The sequence below is a fragment of the Acinetobacter sp. V116_7 genome (assembly GCF_056735735.1).
In genome coordinates, this window is record NZ_JBWZIF010000014.1 from 287,140 (window position 1) to 304,577 (window position 17,438).

General features: G+C 38.2%; 16 protein-coding genes. 6 read left to right on the top strand and 10 right to left on the bottom strand.

The features are described from left to right. Window positions 1–73 precede the first annotated feature (73 nt). Window positions 74–775, top strand: coding sequence for a VIT1/CCC1 transporter family protein (locus AC1PJP_RS05905; RefSeq protein WP_005307417.1), 702 nt, complete (start codon window positions 74–76; stop codon window positions 773–775). A 117-nt stretch (window positions 776–892) separates the two neighbouring features. Then, window positions 893–1,939: an NAD(P)H-dependent flavin oxidoreductase gene (locus AC1PJP_RS05910; protein WP_479766654.1), complete on the top strand. Its 1,047-nt coding sequence runs from the start codon at window positions 893–895 to the stop codon at window positions 1,937–1,939. A 35-nt stretch (window positions 1,940–1,974) separates the two neighbouring features. Here the strand turns inward: AC1PJP_RS05910 and dusB are convergent, their stop codons facing one another. Beyond that, a complete protein-coding gene (gene dusB / locus AC1PJP_RS05915) occupies window positions 1,975–3,000 on the bottom strand; it encodes a tRNA dihydrouridine synthase DusB (protein ID WP_416704465.1) in 1,026 nt (341 codons plus the stop codon). Window positions 3,001–3,083: 83 nt separating this feature from the next. Between dusB and AC1PJP_RS05920 the strand changes: the two genes are divergently transcribed. Next, complete coding sequence (locus AC1PJP_RS05920; RefSeq protein ID WP_479766655.1) at window positions 3,084–4,292, top strand: DUF1615 domain-containing protein; 1,209 nt, start codon at window positions 3,084–3,086, stop codon at window positions 4,290–4,292. Then, complete coding sequence (locus AC1PJP_RS05925) at window positions 4,259–4,915, top strand: HAD-IB family hydrolase (protein ID WP_479766656.1); 657 nt, start codon at window positions 4,259–4,261, stop codon at window positions 4,913–4,915. The genes AC1PJP_RS05920 and AC1PJP_RS05925 overlap by 34 nt, the downstream gene beginning before the upstream one ends. A gap of 26 nt (window positions 4,916–4,941) precedes the next feature. On the opposite strand, the gene proB is transcribed toward AC1PJP_RS05925, so the two are convergent. From proB to uvrB, 8 genes are all read right to left on the bottom strand, one after another. Next, window positions 4,942–6,075 carry a glutamate 5-kinase gene (gene proB, locus AC1PJP_RS05930; RefSeq protein WP_004790764.1) on the bottom strand — a complete coding sequence of 378 codons (1,134 nt, stop codon included), beginning with the start codon at window positions 6,073–6,075 and terminating at the stop codon, window positions 4,942–4,944. A gap of 15 nt (window positions 6,076–6,090) precedes the next feature. Then, window positions 6,091–7,311, bottom strand: a complete 1,221-nt coding sequence (gene cgtA / locus AC1PJP_RS05935) for an Obg family GTPase CgtA (RefSeq protein WP_004790763.1) — start codon at window positions 7,309–7,311, stop codon at window positions 6,091–6,093. A gap of 182 nt (window positions 7,312–7,493) precedes the next feature. Continuing rightward, window positions 7,494–8,168 carry a hypothetical protein gene (locus AC1PJP_RS05940; RefSeq protein WP_479766657.1) on the bottom strand — a complete coding sequence of 225 codons (675 nt, stop codon included), beginning with the start codon at window positions 8,166–8,168 and terminating at the stop codon, window positions 7,494–7,496. An 11-nt stretch (window positions 8,169–8,179) separates the two neighbouring features. Then, window positions 8,180–8,905, bottom strand: coding sequence for an MFS transporter (locus AC1PJP_RS05945; RefSeq protein ID WP_479766658.1), 726 nt, complete (start codon window positions 8,903–8,905; stop codon window positions 8,180–8,182). A 149-nt stretch (window positions 8,906–9,054) separates the two neighbouring features. Beyond that, window positions 9,055–10,512: a glyceraldehyde-3-phosphate dehydrogenase gene (locus AC1PJP_RS05950; protein ID WP_004790760.1), complete on the bottom strand. Its 1,458-nt coding sequence runs from the start codon at window positions 10,510–10,512 to the stop codon at window positions 9,055–9,057. A gap of 216 nt (window positions 10,513–10,728) precedes the next feature. Then, window positions 10,729–11,676, bottom strand: a complete 948-nt coding sequence (gene rarD, locus AC1PJP_RS05955; RefSeq protein ID WP_479766659.1) for an EamA family transporter RarD — start codon at window positions 11,674–11,676, stop codon at window positions 10,729–10,731. Window positions 11,677–11,786: 110 nt separating this feature from the next. Beyond that, the gene (locus tag AC1PJP_RS05960; RefSeq protein WP_005307444.1) at window positions 11,787–12,374 is read right to left on the bottom strand and encodes a lipocalin family protein; all 588 of its coding nucleotides are present in this window, start codon (window positions 12,372–12,374) and stop codon (window positions 11,787–11,789) included. 93 nt (window positions 12,375–12,467) lie between these two features. Beyond that, the gene (gene uvrB / locus AC1PJP_RS05965; RefSeq protein WP_005307447.1) at window positions 12,468–14,489 is read right to left on the bottom strand and encodes an excinuclease ABC subunit UvrB; all 2,022 of its coding nucleotides are present in this window, start codon (window positions 14,487–14,489) and stop codon (window positions 12,468–12,470) included. Window positions 14,490–14,669: 180 nt separating this feature from the next. Here uvrB and AC1PJP_RS05970 point away from each other — a divergent pair, with 180 nt between their 5' ends. Then, window positions 14,670–15,461 carry an A1S_2505 family phage non-structural protein gene (locus AC1PJP_RS05970; RefSeq protein WP_004790757.1) on the top strand — a complete coding sequence of 264 codons (792 nt, stop codon included), beginning with the start codon at window positions 14,670–14,672 and terminating at the stop codon, window positions 15,459–15,461. Between the two features lie 175 nt (window positions 15,462–15,636). After that, entirely contained in the window at window positions 15,637–17,076 is a 1,440-nt protein-coding gene (locus AC1PJP_RS05975; protein WP_199986631.1) for a sensor domain-containing diguanylate cyclase, read from the top strand. Between the two features lie 30 nt (window positions 17,077–17,106). Here AC1PJP_RS05975 and AC1PJP_RS05980 read toward each other — a convergent pair whose 3' ends face one another. Further along, window positions 17,107–17,286 carry a hypothetical protein gene (locus AC1PJP_RS05980; RefSeq protein ID WP_002118942.1) on the bottom strand — a complete coding sequence of 60 codons (180 nt, stop codon included), beginning with the start codon at window positions 17,284–17,286 and terminating at the stop codon, window positions 17,107–17,109. Between the last annotated feature and the right edge of the window lie 152 nt (window positions 17,287–17,438).

Consider the following 17,438-nt stretch of genomic DNA (forward strand, 5'->3'; position numbering starts at 1 on the left):
CATTTTTTAATCGTATTATTGTAAATAATCTTATAGGATAAGATAAAAATTTATAACTAAAAAAGGTAAAGTCATGTCCTTTTCCCAGCATCCAGAACATCATTTTATTCACCGCTCAGGTTGGTTAAGGGCAGCCGTTTTAGGCGCTAATGACGGAATTATTTCTGTTACTAGTCTAATCATGGGAATGGCTGCAAGTGGAGCCACTGCTCATACGCTTCTTATTACCTGTATTGCTGGTTTAATTTCTGGTGCAACCTCTATGGCGGCCGGAGAGTACATTTCTGTAAAATCACAAGAAGATATTGAAAAAGCTGACTTAAAATTTGAGGCACAAGAACTCAAAAAGCATCCGCAACGTGAACTTGATGAGCTCACCCAAATTTATATAGCCAGAGGCTTAGCACCAGATTTAGCTCGACAAGTTGCGACTGAACTTACAAATCATGATGCCTTGGGTGCTCACGCACGTGATGAAATTGGTATTCATGAAAATACAGCAGCAAATCCTGTTCAAGCTGCATTAGCTTCAGCTGGCTCATTTTCATTTGGGGCATTGTTTCCTATGCTCGCTATTCTACTCAGTCCTGATATATGGATCGAAAAGACAGTTCTAATATTTGGCATTATTTCATTAGCTTTTTTAGGGGCACTATCAAGTCATTTCGCAGGTACTTCTAAGCTGAAAGGAAGTTTACGCATTACCTTGTGGGGAATTTTAGCGATGGCTTTTTCAAGCTGGATCGGATCTTTGTTTCATGTTACTCCACTTTAAAAAACCAGAACTTTTAAATATTTAAGAAATAAATATTTAAAAACTAAATGCCCAATATTATTTGCTCTTGGTTCTGATTTCACGTTATGGTGAAGAGAAAGAAATGAGGTGAATAAAATGACCCTGTTACAACAACTTGAAATTAAACATCCTATTTTTCTTGCCCCTATGGCGGGTGTGTCTACGCCTGAACTTGCCGCAGAAGTTTCTAATCAGGGTGGTCTTGGGTCATTAGGGCTCGGAGCAAATACGGCGCAAAGTGCTCGAGAACAGATTTTAAAAACTCAAACACTTACAGAAAAATCATTTCAGGTTAATTTTTTCTGCCATCAGCCCGAACAACTTAATCTTCAAACTTCTGCTCAATGGATTGAATATTTACGCCCACAGTTTGAAAAGTTCGGAGAACAGCCTCCTCAAAATTTAAACTGTATTTATCCAAGTTTTCTTGATAACGATGATTTTCTAAATGTCGTATTAGAAACTAAACCTAAAGCTGTAAGTTTTCATTTTGGCATTCCCCATCCCCATCAAATTCAGGCATTAAAAGATGCCGGAATTATCACTATGGTTTCTGCTACCAATTTAGTTGAAGCACAAGCTATTGAAGCGGCTGGTATAGATATTATTATTGCTCAAGGGATTGAAGCAGGCGGACACCGAGGAATCTTTAATAAGACTTTTGATGCAGCAATTAAAACAAGTGATTTAGTACATCTGATTGTCAAACATTGCAAACGACCTGTGGTAGCCGCTGGTGGTATTATGAATGGCTCACAAGCACGGCATATGTTGAGTTTAGGAGCTACAGCTGTTCAACTCGGAACTGCTTTTGTTCAATGTCCATCTTCAAATGCATCTGCCGAGTACCGTAAAGCTTTATTTAGTGAGCCTGTGACGCAAATTAGTGCCAGTCTTTCTGGACGTCCGGCCCGTGGATTGCTCAATCATTGGCACACACAAATTGATTTACCTAATCGCCCTCCTCAACCCGAATATCCCTATACCTATGATTTAGCCAAGCAACTCAATGCAATTGCAAGTAAGAATAAAGACTATGGCTTCGGTGCTTTTTGGGCGGGTAGTAATGTCTCTCAAATACGTGAATTAGCTGCTGCCGATTTAGTTAATCAGTTAGTGGTAGAAATGCTGGAAGATGAGTAAATTTAAAAAAGCCAGTAAATTTACTGGCTTTTTCTTTAATGAGTTTCTAATAAGTTAACCTGTTCAACTTGCACATCACTCATCAAATTGCCTTCAGCTAATAACTGATTAAAATAGTTTTCGACCACTAATGCTTGTTCAGCAGTACTTTCAACTTTATACATATTTTGGCGGAATTCGTTACTTGAGCGTAATCCTTTTGTGTACCAAGCAATATGTTTACGGGCAATACGACATCCAGAATATTCACCATAAAATTGATAAAGTTCTGATAAATGCCCAAGTAGCACATGCTTCACCTCTTCAATATTAGGTGCAGCTAAGTGCTCTCCAGTTTTTAAATAATGCGCAATTTCACGGAAAATCCATGGTCGACCTTGAGCAGCACGACCAATCATGATTGCGTCAGCACCTGTATAATCGAGTACATATTTTGCCTTTTCAGGACTATCAATATCACCGTTCGCAATAACTGGAATATTGATTAACTCTTTGACATGTTTGATCAAATCATAACGTGCTGTATTTAAATACATGTCTTCACGGGTGCGACCATGTAAGGCCAATGCAGCAATTCCCGCTTCCTCTGCTCTTTTTGCAACTCTTAAAATATTTTCTTGACCATTTAAAAAGCCCAAACGGGTTTTTAATGTCACAGGAACATCAACAGCAGTGACCACTGCATCAAGAATTCGTGCCACTAAATCTTCATCTTGTAATAATGCTGAACCAGCAAGTTTGTTACATACTTTTTTGGCTGGACATCCCATATTGATATCAACAATTTGTGCGCCATTTGCCACTTGATAACGTGCAGCTTCTGCTAATTGCTCAGGATCAGAACCTGCAATTTGAGCAGAAATTGGAGCGAGTTCGCCGTCAAAATTTGCACGGTAAAGGCTTTTTTTGCTCATCCGCAAAGTCTTATCGGCAGTCATCATTTCACTGACTGCATGGCCTGCGCCAAAATACTTGCAGAGCGTTCTAAATGGACGGTCAGTGACCCCGGCCATAGGAGCAACGATTAAATTATTTGACAGTTGATAGGGACCAATATACATATATATTCATACAATTGATGATCAACATAGTATACTTCATCCGCTTAATCGACTCATCTTTTTATGCAGGTACTTTCCTCGCCATGAACAAACCGTTGTCTTCCCGTTTTTTATTAAAATCATTCGGTATGGTTGCCGTGTGCATGAGTTTAGCTGCTTGTGGAGATAAAGCTTGGTGGTCAAATAATGATGAGCCTGAATTAGAAAGCCAACAGATTAAACGTCTAATCCCATCACGTGTACATGATCGTGAGTCATGGGCTAAAGATATTGACGACATTATGAAAGACTTGGATATTCCTAAAACCAAGAAAAATGTCTGTAGTATTGTGGCTGTAGTAGATCAAGAATCTAACTTTGTTGCCAACCCTCAAGTACCGGGATTAGGCCAAAAAGCAGTTGAAGAAGTTAGCACACGTTTAAATGAAAAGTTTGAAGATAAGCTTGGCAAAACCATTGGTGGAACAATTGCCGGTTATTTTGAAGAAGTGCTAAGAACTCAGCCTTCTCCCGATAACAACTATATGAGTCAAATGCGTAAGGTTAAAACCGAGAAAGACCTCGATTTACTTTACCGAGAAATTTTCGATTTTATGGCTAAGCATTACCATGTGAGTGCATTAACAGGTGCGGCCAAATTAGTTGGGCAAGATATTGGCGAGAAAATGAACCCTATTACGACCTTGGGTTCTATGCAAGTTCATATTAACTATGCGAAAGCCAATAAACGCTCAAGCATGAATACTGCTGCACTTCGTGATGACTTATATACTGAATATGGCGGTTTATATTATGGTATTCATCGTTTAATGGTTTATCCAGCAGACTACGATAAAGCCATTTATCGATTTGCAGACTATAACTCAGGTATGTATTCTAGCCGTAATGCTGCTTTTCAAAGCATGTTAAATGACCTAACAGATACAGAAATCAGTCTTGATGGTGATCTACTTCTTTATACAAAAGATGGTGATCCGCGTCCGACTCAAAGCCAGTCAGAAAAAGAACTGATTACTGTATTTGCAAAAAATAATGTATTGGTTACCCCACGACAAATTCGTGATGATCTTAAATTAGAAAAAGAGAAAAAGTTTGAAAGTACTCAAACCTATATTGCTCTGACGAAACTTTATAAAGCAAAGACAGGTAAAGAACCTATCTATGCAATCATGCCGCAAGTGGTCATTTCTGGGCCAAAATTAAGTCGTGACTATAATACCAACTGGTATGCAACCCGCGTAAACGGACGATATGAATCATGTATGCAACGAGCGAAACGCATAAGACTATAAAAAGTCTCGCCCTGTTCGATTTTGATGGAACCTTGTGTAGTAAAGATAGTTTTACAGGGTTCATCTTTTATGCTTTGTCTAAGCGCCATATTGTTAAACAAGGTTTGAAAATCCTGCCATGGATTCAAGCCTACTATCTTAACTTTTATCCAGCTCATGCTATGCGTGCCAAGTTATTTCGCAGCATGTTCAAAAATACCCCTGCAATTGAGCTGCAAAGATTAGGTGAAGAATATGCACAAGAGTTAGTCTCTTCGCTTTCACCTGAACTTTTCGCACAGTTACAACATCATCAGTTACGTGGTGATCGAGTGGTACTGGTTTCAGCTTCAATTGATGTCTACCTTGCTCCACTTTGCAAACTACTGAATATCGAATTAATTTGTACTGAAACTCAAATTAAAAACGGTATGATGACAGGTTATTACTCCACCCCAGATTGTAGTAGTGAACAAAAGAAATTAAGAATACATCAGCAATATACGCTCCAGCATTACCATCAAGTTTATGCATATGGTAATAGCTCAGAAGACATAGATATGCTCAGTCTCGCGACACACCCCTATATGGTGGGTGAAGACCGTGTTTTACCTAGTTTAACGCCAGAAAAAAAGCTCGCATAAAGCGAGCTTTTTTATTTAGACATAACTTAATAAATTGCCATATGATCACGATGAATCATTTCAAGTGAACGAGCTTCACCTAACACTTGATAAACCTTATCTGAGGCTAAGCCTTTAATAATTTCAGCAGATCGTGAACTGAAATTCACTCGACCTACTGCAATACGCTTACCTTGTTTATCTACACATTCAACCACATCGCCACGATCAAAATGTCCTTCAACAGTTTTAACTCCTACAGGGAGCAAACTGCGATGTTTTAATTTAATCGCTTCAACAGCACCATCATCAATTACAAGACGACCTGCTGTTTGTAAATGAGCAGCGAGCCATTGTTGATGAGCAGTCATACGGTCTTTATCTGTAGTAAACAACGTACCGAGCATTTCACCCGCCATCGCACGTGACAAGACATTGTCACTTTCACCACTCGCAATGAGCGTTGGACAGCCCGACTTAGCAGCTAAACGTGCGGCACGAACCTTAGTCACCATACCACCTCTGCCGAGCACACCACCACCGCCAGCCATTTCGAATAAAACATCGTCCATGGCACGAACAGTAGATAGTAATTTCGCATCAGGGTTGTGACGCGGATCTGAATCAAACATACCCTGCTGATCAGTTAAAATGATCAACAATTCTGCATGAACCTGACCTGCAACCATCGCAGCTAAAGTATCGTTATCACCAAAGCGAATCTCGTCGGTAGATACCGTGTCATTTTCATTAATAACCGGAATCACGCGCCAATCAATCAAGTTTTGCAAAGCATCACATGAGTTTAAATAACGACGACGGTCCGCTAGATCATCATGGGTGAGTAAAACCTGAGCAGTACGAATGCCATGTTCTTCAAGCACACTAGACCAAGTATGAATTAAACCCATCTGCCCAATCGCAGCACAGGCTTGTAGACTGGGTAGATCGGTGGGTCGACTTGCAAGCTTCATGCGAACCATACCTTCAGCCACAGCTCCAGAAGACACTAAAATAATTTCGTGTCCGGCATTGTGTAGATCTGCAATCTGTTTCGCCCAATGCGAAATAGCATTCAAATCTAAACCTTGCCCATTGGCTGTGAGTAAAGATGATCCGATTTTAACAACGATTCGTTTACACTCACTGAGCTGACGTTGCCCATCGACCACTTCTATCATGTTTTCCTCGGTTTTTTAGTCACGAACGTAGATGCTTTCTACATCATTGTCGTCTTCATCATCGTCAAAATCATCATCATCGCCCAACATGCCTTCAAGACGTTGTGCTCGACGCATAGCGCGATATGCTTCTTTTGCCGCAATGGTTTGTTCACGTGTTTCAACTTCTAGTTGTTCACGGAAAGCTCTTACTTCTGCTGCATATTCAGGATCTTCAACTTCGCGTTCACGTTGTTGTTCAATCTGATCCATGAGGTAATACACAACGTCTTTTGTACCTTCACTTAATAGACCTGATGTCTTAAAGACAGGTCCAGTCCACTCTAGTTCATCTAAAATATGCTGACACCACTCTTCACGACTTTCTTCAGCAATCTGATCCAGTTTATTTAGTACTAAAACAATTGGAAGCTTAGCCAAAGTAGGAGAAAACTTAGCTAACTCATTCATAATTGCTTTTGCATTATGCGCAGGATCCGAACCGTCAATTGGTTGCACATCAATAATGTGTAAAAGGATACGCGTACGTGCCAAATGTTTAAGGAAACGAATTCCCAAACCAGCACCTTCCGCTGCACCTTCAATCAAACCAGGAATATCGGCCATTACAAATGAACGATGACGGTCAGCATCTACAACACCCAAGTTTGGAACCATGGTTGTAAATGGATAATCTGCTACTTTTGGTTTTGCAGCACTTACAGCACGAATAAAGGTTGATTTACCAGCATTTGGCATACCCAATAAACCAACATCTGCCAATACTTTTAATTCAAGACGAATTTCACGAAATTCACCTTTGATGCCTGTCGTACATTTACGCGGAGCACGGTTAGTTGATGATTTAAAGTGGGTATTCCCCAAACCACCATCACCACCACCTGCAACCAGAATTCTTTGGCCATCTTCAACCAAATCGCCAATAATATCGCCTGAATCTGTATCAACAATTGTTGTACCAACGGGTACTTTTAAAACCACATCTTCACCACCACGTCCAGTACAGTTAGCGCCTGCACCATTCTTTCCGCGCTCAGCACGGAACTTACGTGTGTAACGGTAATCGACTAGCGTACTCGTATCATCATCAGCTTGAATATAGATACTTCCACCACGTCCGCCATCACCACCATCTGGGCCACCAAATGGTACAAATTTTTCACGGCGAAAACTGGCTACGCCATTGCCACCGTCGCCAGCCTCTACGGTAATGACTGCTTCATCAACAAAGCGCATCTGCCAATCCTCTAAAAACTCTAAAACCGCCTATTCTGCCATATTTTCATAAAATTCTCGAATAGAAAATGGGACAATTCCCATTTATAACGATCTGTTTTTATCTTTAAGTCATCAAAAGCAATTTAGATTTACAAATACGGGCTTTACCCAACATAAAATGCAGAATAACTATTTAATTTTTAAGGATGCACATTGCGTAATGGCAAGGTCATTTGCATATCAAGATTTGCTTTTGTTTTTGGAACCGAATTATACATGATGGCATTAAATGAAGAGATATTCCCCATTTCCATAGGGTCATTCACTTGTAGACTTGGGTTAAACCGATGTTTAACCGATAAATTTACTGGCTCATCAAATTCAAAATAAACAGGACCATCAAAAACAATTTTAACTGGAATGGTATAACTACGTTTTAAATTAAAAGGAACATCTAACTTGATGGGAATATCTAGTTTAAGTGGAAATTTTGGTAAAAATTTACTTTGGTAGACGAGGTCTGTCGTAGTTTCAAGAGGCATAACCTGATCAATTTTTAAAGTTGTTGAATAGTCAACACTCACTGTAATTGGTGTCTCTACAGCAAAATTTAAATCTGCCAGATATTTCCCTTTTAAAGGTAAAGTTAGTTGGCGGTCTATATCTAATGTGGTATCAAGTTTACCAATAGATTGAACCTGTAAAGTATTGCCAACTTGAATCTTTGTTTCTAAAGAGTCAGGCAAACTAATATCGGCATTATGAGCCGAAACAACTAAATTAGCTTGAATATTGAGATATACCCAAAACATAACAGCAGCAAGAATCATCATTAAGAAAAAACTGATTAACATACTCTTGAGTGAACGAAACATTACTATTCACCCTATTGATCAGTTGTTGTCTGCGATGTTTCTGAATCTACTACCCGATTTAATCGCATAGTGGACAGAGGAATTTTCAACTCACCATTTGCAATCTTCACAGGCAATGTGTTTTTCACATCAACCGAAGCATTTAGTGCTGTTTTAACCGGGACATTCAAATTACCCTCAATTGGAATATTAGTATCCAATCTTGCTTTTAGAGGAATATGTAAATTTTCTTTTAATACCGTCCGTACTGGTGCATCAAATTTTAAATGAACCTTTTGCTCAAGCGGAACATTAATATCAATCGGAACATCTAGTTTTAATGGAATTGTTCCTTTCAATGGCAACGTAATATCACGCCCCAAAACCCTCACCTGAACTTTCGTATCGATTGGTAAATTCTGCTCAACTTTTAATGTTTCTTTGACAGGAATTGTGGTGCTAATCGGCACCATATTATCGAAGTAAACACGTGGCGTTAATGTCTGGGTTAATGGAATATTCAGTTTTTCATCAATTGGAATACTGGCATTTACCCGCCCTTTTACATCCACATTTAAAGCATCTTGTACTTTAACCTTAACTTGTAGAGGTTCTTGCAAGTCAATAGCAACTGCTTGATTCTTCAATGGAATATAAATATTAAAATGCTTAAACACCCATATTGCAATGAGTACACCACATAAATTGGCAATAATGATGAATATAAAAACGACCAACAAACGTTTAAACTGCGACAATTCCTATCCCTTACTATTTTCTTTTTTTCCTTAATTTCTATTCTCATTTATTTAAAAAAAATAGTCAGCATATATTTTGTACGGTTGTAAAAAAACCCAGTCTAAACTGGGTCTTTTTGTGAAAATCTTTTATAGATCGTTAAATGATCTTAAGCATTCAATTCTGCTGGAATTTTTTTGTAGCTTACGCCGCACATTTGTTCAGCGATACGTAATACCTGACAGCTATAACCAACTTCGTTATCGTACCAAACATAAGCAGTTAAACGGTTACCAGAAGTAATCGTTGCTTGAGCATCATAAACACCAGCAGTACGAGAACCGATAAAGTCACTCGATACAACTTCAGTCGAGTTGGTATAACCAATTTGACCTTGAAGGCTAGAGTTAATCGAAATTTGACGAATGTATTCGTTCACTTCTTCACGATCAACTTCTTTATCAAGCGTTAAATTCAAGATAGCAAGAGATACGTTTGGCGTAGGAACACGTACAGAGTTACCAGTTAACTTACCTTTCAATGCAGGTAATGCTTTAGCAACAGCTTTAGCAGCACCAGTTTCAGTAATAACCATGTTCAATGTAGCAGCACGACCACGACGATCTGCTTTATGGTAGTTATCAATTAAGTTCTGGTCATTTGTAAATGAGTGAACAGTTTCAACGTGACCGTTAAGAACTTTATATTTGTCATCCAATACTTTAAGAATTGGAGTAATTGCATTTGTTGTACAACTTGCAGCAGAGATGATTTTGTCTTCATCTAAGATATCTGTGTTATTTACACCAAATACAACGTTTTTCATTTCGCCTTTACTTGGTGCAGTCAATACAACACGTGCAACGCCTGGGCATTTCAAGTGTTGGCTTAGACCTTCAGCATCACGCCATTTACCAGTGTTATCGATTAAAAGTGCGTTTTGAATACCGTATTCAGTATAGTCAACTTCACTTGGGCTCGATGCATAAATCACTTTAATGAAGTTACCGTTAGCAATGATTGCTTCATTTTCTTCATCAACAGCGATTGTACCAGCGAAAGTGCCATGAATAGAGTCACGACGAAGTAAAGAAGCACGTTTTGCTAAATCGCCATCAGAAGATTTACGCACAACGATTGCTTTAAGGCTTAGGCCACGACCTAAACCTGATTGGCTAATGATTAAACGAGCCAAGATACGGCCAATACGACCAAAACCATAAAGAACTACATCTTTAGGCTGTTCAGAAGTTGCACTACCTTTAATTGACTCAACTGCTTGAGCAACAAAAGCGTCAACATCACCGCCTTTTTCTTTATATTCAACAGCAAGTTTACCGATATCAACTTCTGCAGAACCAATGTTTTCAACTTTTGCTAAAGCTTCTAAAATTGGAAAAGTATTTACAACAGAAAGCTCAACATCTACAACACGTGTACGACGGTGAGTTTTCAAAATTTGAATAACAGAACGGTTAATTAAAGAGCGACCGTAAACAGATACGACAATATTTTTTTCACGGTATAATTGACCGATTACGGCAATCATACGTTCCGCGATTTCTTCACGGTTTTTCCAACGGCCTTGGTGTTCAGCATGCAGGGCGATGATAGTGTCTTTGCTCACAGATACGTCCTCTAATTAATTATATCTAGGCGTGATTTTTTAAACCCCGTAATTGTAATGGAATTATCGACAAGAATGAATCAAAAGCTGACGTTAGTGGCTAGATTTTCCTAAAATTCATCATAAATTCATAAAATACCTATAATTATTTTTTATTATCTTATTGTTTAAAGCAGCTAAATTTTTGCTTTTTCTTACTTTTTAGATTCTGATGCTCTAATCATGAGCATCATTTTTTAATCTTTTTTGATATTTTGCGACGTTTAGCTGCAAATTTTTGGCTTTTTGACGTTGTTGATAAAGGTGAACTGCGCCTTCTAAAACGAGTACAAATACTGCACACCAGATCGGAATATAAGTAAACCATTCTTCTTGGCCAATACTCTCCCCTAAAACTAGAGAAGCTAAAGCAAGCAAAACTGGTTCCAGATATCCTAAAAGTCCAAACACAACTAAAGGTAAAAAGCGACTTGCCAGAATATAACTTCCCAAACCAATAGCACTTAAAATTCCAAGCCCAATAATGATCAAAGCAAGACTCGGTTGATCTATAAATTTGCTATAAGGGAGTGAACCTGTATGGGTTAAATAAATCGCAATCGGCAAAATAATGACTAAGTCCCACCAAAAGCCGCCTAAATTGTCTGTTTTAATTTTTTTACGCAATAAAAAGTAGGCAGAATAACCAACCGCAACCAATGCAGTTTCCCAAGCAATGCTTCCTAAACGCCAGATTTCATGGCCCACACCAATGACAGCAAGAATAATTGCGACCCATTGAAATTTTGATATTTTTTCGCCATATAGCACACTTCCAGCCAATACTAAAACAAGCGGTAATAGAAAATATCCTAAAGATACTTGTAGGCCTCGCCCATGCATAGGCCCCCATAAAAACAGCCAAAGTTGGACTGAAGTTAAAACGGAGGTTGTGATTAACAACAATAATAAAGATGGCTTAGCCAAAATACGCTGGTAGATATTTTTGATATACGCTAAATCGCCACTCCACCACATAAACAAAGTTAGAAATGGGATTGTTGCAATAATCCGCCATCCGAAAGTTTGTTCACTATCAAGCTGGCCTAACAATTGAGTATAAAAATAAAGTACACCAAAAGTGACAGATGCCATGACAGACAAGCTCACGCCCTTAAACATCACCACCCTCTTAGACTTTAGTAAAAACAGCTCACCACAATACTTGATTTATCCACTATAAAAAAGAAAAAACCATGTGAAAACATGGTTTTTTCTTAATCAGACATTTACATTTATTCTTTATGTTCTGTACGGATAATATCGCGAATATCAAAACCCAATGTTTTTGCATAATTTAGATATTCATCCACCACTTCTTGTTCAGGATGAGGAGTTCTTGATAATACCCAAAGATATTTACGAGAAGGTTCTCCTACTAAAACAGTTTGATAGTCTTCATCTATTTTTAAAATCCAGTAATCTCCGCGAATAACTGGAATCCATCGCACAGCTTCCGGTAAGAAACTCACCTTCAATTTGCTGTTATATGGCGGGTTAACCACGAAGGCTTCACCAATAGATTGCTGTAATTGTTTTCTATTGTCATAGCAGCGATTATCTACAACCACATTTCCATTTTCATTTAAGGTGTAAGTTGCAGATACGTTATAAGCACATTTTTTTTGGAAAAATGCAGGCTTACGGGCGACTTCATACCAAACACCTAAATATCGGTCCAGTTCAACTTTATAAACAGTTTGCAAGGGTTTCGGCTGAGCATAGACATAGGTTCCAACAGCTAAACCAGCCAAAACGACACCGCCTAACGCAATTTTAGCCAAACGCCAACTGGCTTGCGGAACATTATTTCGAAATGCCATTGTTGCCCTCAACGATTAGTTGTGAATACAAAAGAACTCAAATATCTACAGTAGCTTGTTTTTTAAACACATTATGTAGCGTTATGTATTCATTTATTGCAACATCTGCGCTTTTAATCGAAGAATTTCATCACGTATCCGCGCTGCTTGCTCAAACTGTAAATCTTTCGAGGCCTTCAACATATCTTTTTCAAGCTTAGTAATATGTTTACTAAACAATTTAGGGTCTGAAAGAATATGTCTTTCATCGGCACTCAATGCTTGTGCTTGTTCAAGTACTTTTTCATCAATCTCGTCGTCTGAAAGTACCTCACCCGAGTCAATTTCTTTGACAGCCTGACGAACCGCACTCCGCGGCGTAATACCATGCAACTCATTAAATTCAATTTGCTTGGCTCTACGGCGATCAGTTTCATCTATAGCTTTTTGCATAGAGTCAGTAATTCGGTCAGCATATAAAATTGCTTTACCTTTTACATTACGTGCAGCACGACCAATTGTCTGAATGAGTGAACGTTCCGAACGTAAAAAGCCCTCTTTATCTGCATCTAAAATAGCGACCAAAGAAACTTCTGGCATATCCAGACCTTCACGTAGAAGGTTAATACCGACTAAAACATCAAATACGCCTGTACGTAATTCATGAATAATTTTGACACGTTCAACGGTATCAATATCTGAGTGGAGATAAGCCACCTTAACGCCATATTCTTTTAAATATGAAGTCAGATCTTCTGCCATACGCTTCGTTAAAGTCGTAATTAATACCCTTTCATTCAAAGTCTTACGAATATTAATTTCAGAAAGAACATCATCCACTTGGGTTAAGACAGGACGAATCTCAATTTCAGGGTCGATGAGACCTGTTGGACGTACCACCTGTTCAACGATTTGGTCTGACTTTTCTAATTCATATTTAGCAGGTGTTGCACTTACAAAAATGGTAGTCGGTACAATACGCTCCCACTCTTCAAACTTCATTGGACGGTTATCAAGCGCACTTGGTAAACGGAAGCCATAATTTACTAAGTTTTCTTTACGTGATCGGTCACCTTTATACATCGCTCCAATTTGTGGAACCGTAACGTGTGACTCATCAATAATCAGCAAAGCATCTTCTGGAATATAGTCGAATAAAGTCGGCGGAGCTTCACCAGATGGACGCCCAGACAAATGACGTGAGTAGTTTTCGATACCATTGGTATAACCCAACTGTTGCATCATTTCCAGATCGTAACGTGTCCGTTGCTCAATACGCTGTGCTTCGAGCAATTTGTCATGTTCACGGAAGAATTTAAGTTGATCTTGTAATTCATCCTTAATTGTATCGATGGCACGTGTTAGATGATCTTTTGGCGTGACATAGTGGCTTTTCGGATAAATCGTTACTCGAGAAACTTTACGAACCATTTTCCCTGTTAGCGGGTCAAACCAACGGATTGAGTCAACCTCATCATCAAATAGTTCAATGCGAATGGCATGTTGATCGGATTCTGCTGGGAAAATATCAATAATTTCACCGCGAATTCGATAAGTACCACGTAAAAATTCAAGTTCATTACGCGTATATTGCATTTCAACCAAACGGCGGATGATTTCATCACGACTTACTCGGTCACCCTCGACCACATGCAGCAACATTTGCATATAAGCATTTGGATCACCCAAACCATAAATTGCAGACACCGATGCCACAATAATTGCATCGCGACGTTCTAATAAAGCTCGTGTTGCAGATAATCGCATCTGGTCAATGTGATCATTAATAGCTGCATCTTTTTCGATGAACGTATCCGAAGATGGAACGTAAGCCTCTGGCTGGTAGTAATCGTAATAACTTACAAAATATTCAACCGCATTATTGGGGAAGAAAGACTTAAACTCACCATAAAGTTGGGCAGCCAAAGTTTTGTTATGGGCCATCACAATTGTAGGGCGTTGTGTTTGAGCGATCACATTTGCCATGGTATAGGTCTTACCTGAGCCAGTTACCCCTAGCAATAACTGATTACGAAAACCATGCTCGATACCATTGACCAGCTTTTCAATTGCCTGTGGCTGATCACCTGCTGGCTGATAATGAGTGACCAAATCAAAAGGTTGATTTTCGTTCAAAGTTATCTCTCTTTATGAAAAAATTGAATTTAACGTCTCCCCTTTTAATGGGGATTTTTATCTTAATTTAAAGTGCAAATTGAGTTGGAAATTCAATGTAAAAGATTAAGCATCTTAACACTTGACCAATACTATAATCAGTTGCAACATGAAGCTATCCATTAAATAAAAAGCATAACCATGACCTATCAATATCATGATGAAAGTATTGTAACCGAACTTCCAGAAGATACAGTTTTTGTATTTGGTAGTAACCTTGCTGGACAGCATGGTAGCGGCGCAGCACGCGTTGCCAGTCAACACTTCGGAGCAGTTGAAGGTGTGGGTCGCGGCTGGGCTGGTCAAAGCTTTGCAATTCCAACTTTAAATGAACATATTCAACAAATGCCTCTTTCACAAATTGAGCACTACGTTGAAGATTTTAAGATATATGCAAAAAATCATCCTAAAATGAAATATTTTGTCACTGCTTTAGGTTGTGGCATTGCAGGTTATAAAGTTTCTGAAATTGCACCACTCTTTAAAGATATTGATCACAACGTTATCTTTCCAGAATCTTTTAAACCCTATGTTGAAGATAATGCAGTTTCACAATTTCCAACATTAACTCAAAAGATGGTAAAAAGTTTCATTAATGATGAAGTAATTTTTTACTTCAATCATGGAAGTGAATCTTTTGAAGAAGCCTTAGATAAAACAGATTTATCGGCTGCTGAAAAAGCGATTGCTCTTATTGTTTTAAATGAAGAGCTCTACCCTCGAGATCGATATGGCCGAGGTCGTGATCATGAGCTTAGTGATATTTTAGGTAAGCTCAACGGTAAAATTTTTGACCTGCACGGCAACTCTGAGGGTGCCATGATTTTTGTGAGCGCAGTCGTTGCACTCATGGAACTTTATGATTTTGACGAGCAAGACTTTATCAAATTATGGCGTGGTGAAAAGAATATTGACCACCCTATTAATCGTTAATTTCTCTAATAAACTTATGAGCTAAGCAGATAATATCTGCTTTCTCATTATTTTATTTTTACTTAGATTTAATTTTCTTATTTTTAATTATTCTAATAAATTTAAGTTCTTTATATTCCCAAATCTTAATTTTTCTCATTATACTTTAAGGCGAACTGAATACTTAAAGAAACATATGGAAACTTTAGATTCTTCAATTTTTGACCTTAGCCCAATTCCAATGTGGATTGAGGATTTCAGTGAAGTTAAACAACAATTTGATCTATGGAGAAATCAAGGTATTGAAAACCTCCATGAATTTTTAAGCCAAAATAAAAATTTAATTATTGAATGTGCTCATAAAATTAAAATTGTTCGTGTGAATCAAAAAACATTAGAACTTTTTGAAGCAAAAACTCACGAAGAACTATATTCGAGTTTAAATCTTATTTTTAAAAAAGAGATGTTTGAATCACATATTAATGAATTACAAGAACTATGGAATGGTAAGACCCATTTTTCAAGCACTACTGTAAATTACACTTTATCGGGCAAACGTATTGATGTTCAGTTAAGAGGATCCATTTTACCCGGTTCTGAATCAACCTTTGAACGTGTATTAATTACCACCGAAGACGTAACGCCTTATCAAAATGCGCTTCGTGAAGAAGAAAAAAATCGTCGCTTGGCTGAATCCATGTTTATCTACTCACCCACGTCTCTTTGGGTCGAAGATTTCAGCCGTATAAAAAATAGAATTGATCAACTTAGGCTATTGGGAATTGAAGATTTTAGAACTTTTCTAGATGTTCATCCTGAATTTGTCCGTCAGTGTGTAGAAGATATTCTGATTTTAGATGTTAATCAGGCAACTCTCGATTTATTTAAGGCTCCTGATAAATCCACACTTTTCAGAAATACACATAAGGTTTTTGCTGAAGAGATGATTGAAACATTTCGCGAGCAACTCATCGAATTATGGCAAGGTAATATTCATCATAAACGTGAAGCCATTAACTACGCTTTAGATGGCCAAATAAGAAATGTGTTGCTTCAATTTACCGTTTTTCCCGGATACGAAGAGACTTGGGGACTGGTACAAGTTGCACTTACCGATATTACCGCGCGAAAAAAAGCGGAAAACTACCTTGAATATTTAGGACAACACGATGTTCTTACCAAACTATATAACCGCGCTTTTTTTACAGAAGAACTGAATCGTTTAAATCGAAGCATTATTCGCCCTGTTTCTTCAATTTTCTTAGATATGAATGGATTAAAAGAAACCAATGATCAGTTTGGTCATGATATTGGGGATGGTTTATTGCGTCGCGTTGGAAATATTTTAAGTCAGGCCATTTTAAATACGCCCTATACGGCTTCTAGAATAGGTGGCGATGAATTCGTGATTTTAATGCCGGGGGCAGATGAGGCGAATGTTCTTATTATGCTTCAAACCATTCAGGAACTTTTTAATATCGACAATCAATATTATTCAAGTCACCCAATTAGCATCGCAATTGGACATGCAACTACTCAAACAAATGAACAAATTGAGGACATGTTAAAGCGAGCGGACCATCACATGTATCAAAAGAAAAAAAGTTATTATCAGGAGATTTTACTCAATCAATAAAAAAACAGGCATATTGCCTGTTTTTCAAAATTAGCGTTTTCCCATAGAACGACGCGTACCACGTGGAGGCATCCACGTTCTATCTGCGTATTGCTCTGGTTTAGGACGTACTTGGTTGTGTACCGCATCGTCGGCTTGATTGCTTTCATTCGGCATTGGGAATGGCAATTTCACCAAAGCCTTTTTCTGTTTTGGCTGTTGCTCAGTCATGATTCATTCTCGAAATTTCGATTGCGACTTATTATAAATGATTTTTATCATTTCTTTCCAAAAAAGCTTCAATTGAATAAAACAGAGACAAGATCTTTCTTAAATCAAACTTTTTTACATCTAAAAATACCCACATCCGCAAATTACTTAAT

What these genes read in the sequence shown, in the direction of transcription:
- AC1PJP_RS05910 (WP_479766654.1), top strand. Translation starts at nt 893, where the DNA reads ATGACCCTGTTACAACAACTTGAAATTAAACATCCTATTTTTCTTGCC.
- AC1PJP_RS05970 (WP_004790757.1), top strand. Translation starts at nt 14,670, where the DNA reads ATGACCTATCAATATCATGATGAAAGTATTGTAACCGAACTTCCAGAA.
- dusB (WP_416704465.1), bottom strand. Translation starts at nt 3,000, where the DNA reads ATGTATATTGGTCCCTATCAACTGTCAAATAATTTAATCGTTGCTCCT.
- proB (WP_004790764.1), bottom strand. Translation starts at nt 6,075, where the DNA reads ATGATAGAAGTGGTCGATGGGCAACGTCAGCTCAGTGAGTGTAAACGA.
- AC1PJP_RS05980 (WP_002118942.1), bottom strand. Translation starts at nt 17,286, where the DNA reads ATGACTGAGCAACAGCCAAAACAGAAAAAGGCTTTGGTGAAATTGCCA.
- AC1PJP_RS05960 (WP_005307444.1), bottom strand. Translation starts at nt 12,374, where the DNA reads ATGGCATTTCGAAATAATGTTCCGCAAGCCAGTTGGCGTTTGGCTAAA.
- AC1PJP_RS05920 (WP_479766655.1), top strand. Translation starts at nt 3,084, where the DNA reads ATGAACAAACCGTTGTCTTCCCGTTTTTTATTAAAATCATTCGGTATG.
- AC1PJP_RS05940 (WP_479766657.1), bottom strand. Translation starts at nt 8,168, where the DNA reads ATGTTTCGTTCACTCAAGAGTATGTTAATCAGTTTTTTCTTAATGATG.
- AC1PJP_RS05975 (WP_199986631.1), top strand. Translation starts at nt 15,637, where the DNA reads ATGGAAACTTTAGATTCTTCAATTTTTGACCTTAGCCCAATTCCAATG.
- AC1PJP_RS05905 (WP_005307417.1), top strand. Translation starts at nt 74, where the DNA reads ATGTCCTTTTCCCAGCATCCAGAACATCATTTTATTCACCGCTCAGGT.
- AC1PJP_RS05925 (WP_479766656.1), top strand. Translation starts at nt 4,259, where the DNA reads ATGTATGCAACGAGCGAAACGCATAAGACTATAAAAAGTCTCGCCCTG.
- cgtA (WP_004790763.1), bottom strand. Translation starts at nt 7,311, where the DNA reads ATGCGCTTTGTTGATGAAGCAGTCATTACCGTAGAGGCTGGCGACGGT.